The organism is Terriglobus sp. YAF25 (assembly GCF_052113305.1).
In the GTDB taxonomy this organism is placed as follows: Bacteria; Acidobacteriota; Terriglobia; order Terriglobales; family Acidobacteriaceae; genus Terriglobus.
In genome coordinates this window covers 1-3,425 of the sequence record NZ_JBFRCY010000513.1, presented here as the reverse complement: position 1 = coordinate 3,425, position 3,425 = coordinate 1, and the positions used below count along the sequence as shown (strand labels likewise).

The 3,425-nt window shown below is 55.6% G+C and carries 4 protein-coding genes; 3 read left to right on the top strand and 1 reads right to left on the bottom strand.

The genetic code is table 11. From position 1 onward, the window contains the following. Nucleotides 1-883 (bottom strand): hypothetical protein (locus AB4043_RS19095; protein ID WP_442307789.1); only part of this gene is annotated, 883 nt, incomplete at its 3' end. Between the two features lie 2 nt (nt 884-885). Here AB4043_RS19095 and ndhC point away from each other — a divergent pair. The 3 genes from ndhC to AB4043_RS19080 form a co-directional block, all read left to right on the top strand. Continuing rightward, a complete protein-coding gene (ndhC, locus tag AB4043_RS19090) occupies nt 886-1,413 on the top strand; it encodes an NADH-quinone oxidoreductase subunit A (protein WP_442307788.1) in 528 nt (175 codons plus the stop codon). A gap of 15 nt (nt 1,414-1,428) precedes the next feature. After that, on the top strand, nt 1,429-2,067 hold the full coding sequence (locus AB4043_RS19085) for a NuoB/complex I 20 kDa subunit family protein (protein WP_442301784.1): 639 nt from the start codon (nt 1,429-1,431) through the stop codon (nt 2,065-2,067). A 20-nt stretch (nt 2,068-2,087) separates the two neighbouring features. Further along, a partial coding sequence (locus AB4043_RS19080; protein ID WP_442307787.1) for an NADH-quinone oxidoreductase subunit C occupies nt 2,088-3,425 on the top strand: 1,338 nt, incomplete at its 3' end.

Sequence of the window (3,425 nt, the reverse complement as noted above, 5' to 3'; positions counted from 1 at the left end):
GAATATCCTTGAGCAGCCCCGCAGAGACCATGCGCACGTAGAGATCGGCCAGGCCCACTGAAAAGAGGCTCACCCATGCAAAGAGCATGTGGCGCTCATTCAAGCGACTGAGCCAACTCCAGGCCGTGTGACGCGGAGGGCCAAACTTCGTGCAAGAGAAGCAATCAAGCTTTCCCCCTGCCAGGTGACGCAGGGAGTGGCAAGAGAAGGTGTAAAGAGTGAGCAGAATTATGTTTGTTAGCAGGACGAGTGAACCCACGCCGATTCCAAAGCCATCCTGGAAAAAGAATGCGCGAATTGCGTCCCACCAAAGGACGGCGAGAAATACCAACGCAAGGTAAAGGAACCAGCGATGGAGGTTTTGCAGAATGAACGGAAAACGAGTCTCGCCGCCGTACGCTCCTCTGCCTCCTTCGCTTACCGCGCAAGCGGGGGGATGCAGGAAGAATGCTCGATAGTAGGCCTTTCGATAGTAGTAGCAGGTTGCACGGAATCCGAGCGGGCCGGCCAGAATCAAAAGAGCCGGAGAAAATCGCCACCAGTGATGTTGCGGGTCGATCAGCGGAGAGTAAAACGGCGAGAGGTAAGGTCCCCAGGCATAGAACTTTCCTTCGAAGGCCCGGAAGGTGGCATAGATTCCGAACGCGCTCAGAACGGCGATGACGGGCAATAGTTCCACCCACCATGCGTCCCGCCGCAACGTAGTGCCGAAACCGATGACCCGACGATCCGCAGAAGATCCCATCGTTGGGCGCCCTTCACGTCGGGTAACAGAGTAGTCCAAAATGTACCCTTGCAAACCGGAATTTTTAAAGCATTTTTCCTGTTGCTGGGTATCCCGGAAGGAGCGCGCAGCGGCGTTTTCATTGCGGAAAACGCCCATAGATGCGGAAACCCTACTCTACACCCCCAGGAAAATGCTTTCGCGTTCCAGGGTGGTCAATTCGGTTTTGCTATGTTGTATGTTGCCTTATTTACCTGTTTCGTATAGAATCGCGCGTCAGTGCAGCGCAAGCGGGTTGCACCGGGGCGGGGACCATGCACTTTTGGCCGCTAGCAGTCTATGTTGTACTCGTCGGCATGCTTGTGATGGTCATGTTGGGCCTGTCCTATGTTCTGGGTCAACGGCACCATGATCGAGCTACCGGTTCCCCATACGAGTCTGGCATCCTCTCAGAAGGTTCTGCGCGAGTGCGGTTCTCCGCAAAGTGTTATCTGATCGCGATGTTCTTCGTTATTTTCGATCTCGAAGCGGTGTTTTTATTTGCCTGGGCGGGCGCTGTCCGAGAAACCGGATGGTCTGGTTACGCCGAGGTACTGCTATTCATCACGGTACTGCTTGCGACGCTCGCTTATTTGTGGCGCGTCGGCGCTCTTGATTGGAAACAAGGAAGCAGACGGATGGTGAGTTAGTTACGGTGGTGTACCATGCGCTGGTCGATCAGCAGGCCTGCCGATTCTCTGCAGGCGGAGAAGGCCGATGGAAATCTTGATGAGGCTATCCGCCGAACCCTTGTTCTGTCCCGTCTGGATGATCTTGTAGCGTGGAGCCGAAAGAATTCTGTCTGGCCGTTCAACTTTGGACTCTCCTGCTGCTTCGTGGAGATGGCCACAAGCATTACAAGCAAATACGACATCTCCCGATTTGGCGCTGAAGTGATCCGCGGCACGCCACGAGAGGCGGATCTTATGGTCATCGCGGGCACGCCCTTTATCAAGATGGCGCCGGTGATCAAGCGCCTCTATGAACAGATGATGGAGCCGCGGTGGGTCATTTCCATGGGGTCCTGCGCGAATTCGGGCGGCATGTATGACATCTACAGCGTGGTGCAGGGCGTCGATAAGATTCTCCCGGTCGACGTCTATGTCCCCGGATGTCCACCTCGGCCAGACGCGTTTCTGGAAGGCATTCTGCTATTACGCGACGCGATAGGAAAGGAAAAGCGTCCTCTAAGTTGGGTCATCGGGCCGCAAGGAGTGGAGCGGCCTGATATGCCTTCGATGCGTGACTCCAAACAGGCACAGCGCCAATTACTTACTGTGCTCCGGACTCCCGATAGTGTTTAGCAGCAGTAACGGCGGTATGTATGATGCGCAGCCTTGTTGTCGATGAGGGATTACAGAATGAACTTGGCCCTACGGCTGCGCCCGAACCTGCCTGCGACGGAATTCCGACGTTCTGGGTTTCGAAGATCGACATCCATGAAGCCATGCGCTTGCTCCATTGCGATATTCCAAAACCATACAGAATGTTTTTTGACATTACGGCAATTGACGAACGCGGCCGCACACACCGTGACGGCCAGCCGCCGAGTGACTTCACCGTTGTTTACCACCTCTACTCGCTTGAACGGAACGAGTATGTCCGGTTGAAGGTAGCGCTCGACCAGGATCAACTCTCACTCCCCACGATCACTGACATCTGTCCCGCGGCCAACTGGTATGAGCGGGAGGTGTGGGATATGTTTGGGATCGTCTTCAACCAGCATCCGCATTTAACGCGCATTCTCATGCCGAGGACGTGGCTGGGGCATCCGTTGCGCAAGGACCATCCGGCACGCGCCACGGAGATGGGCCCCTTTACTCTGCCGGACGAAAAGCAAGACGCCGAGCAGGACGCGTTGCAGTTCCGCCCGGAAGAATGGGGTATGTCGCGACAACACGAGGATACCGATTTCATTTTTCTGAATATTGGTCCGCAGCATCCCGGCACGCACGGCGTTCTGCGCATCATCCTGCAGTTAGATGGCGAGGAAATTGTCGATGCTATCCCCGACATAGGTTTTCATCACCGCGGCGCCGAGAAGATGGGCGAGCGCCAGACATGGCATACCTATATTCCATACACAGACCGCGTGGATTATCTGGGTGGCGTGATGAACAACTTTGTCTACCTGATGGCGGTCGAAAAATTGGCGGGTATCACCGTGCCTCCGCGTGGACAGATGATCCGGGTCATGATGGCGGAGCTGTTTCGCATCATCAGCCATCTGGTCTGGTACGGCACGTTCGCACAGGATCTTGGTCAGATGTCGCCTGTGTTTTATATGTTCAACGACCGCGAGCGAGCGCTTGGCATTGTTGAAGCGATCTGCGGTGCTCGCATGCACCCCAACTGGTTCCGCATTGGTGGTGTAGCCCAGGACCTGCCAAACGGATGGGACCGCCTCTTCCGAGACTTCTTGGATTACCTGCCGGCCAAGCTCGACGAGTATGACCGCACTGTCATGCGCAATCGTCTGTTCAAGGCGCGCACGAAAGGCATTGGAAGTTGCACGATCGAGGAAGCAATTGAGTGGGGCATGACAGGCCCAAACCTGCGCGCGTGCGGTCTCGATTGGGATTTTCGCAAGAAGCAACCCTATGCCTGCTACGGCCAGCTCGAATTCGATATCCCTGTCGGGCGCACAGGAGACTGTTACGAC

Bases quoted from the DNA above. Each gene is read 5' to 3' on its own strand.
- AB4043_RS19085 (WP_442301784.1), top strand. From the start codon at position 1,429: ATGCGCTGGTCGATCAGCAGGCCTGCCGATTCTCTGCAGGCGGAGAAG.
- ndhC (WP_442307788.1), top strand. From the start codon at position 886: ATGCGGAAACCCTACTCTACACCCCCAGGAAAATGCTTTCGCGTTCCA.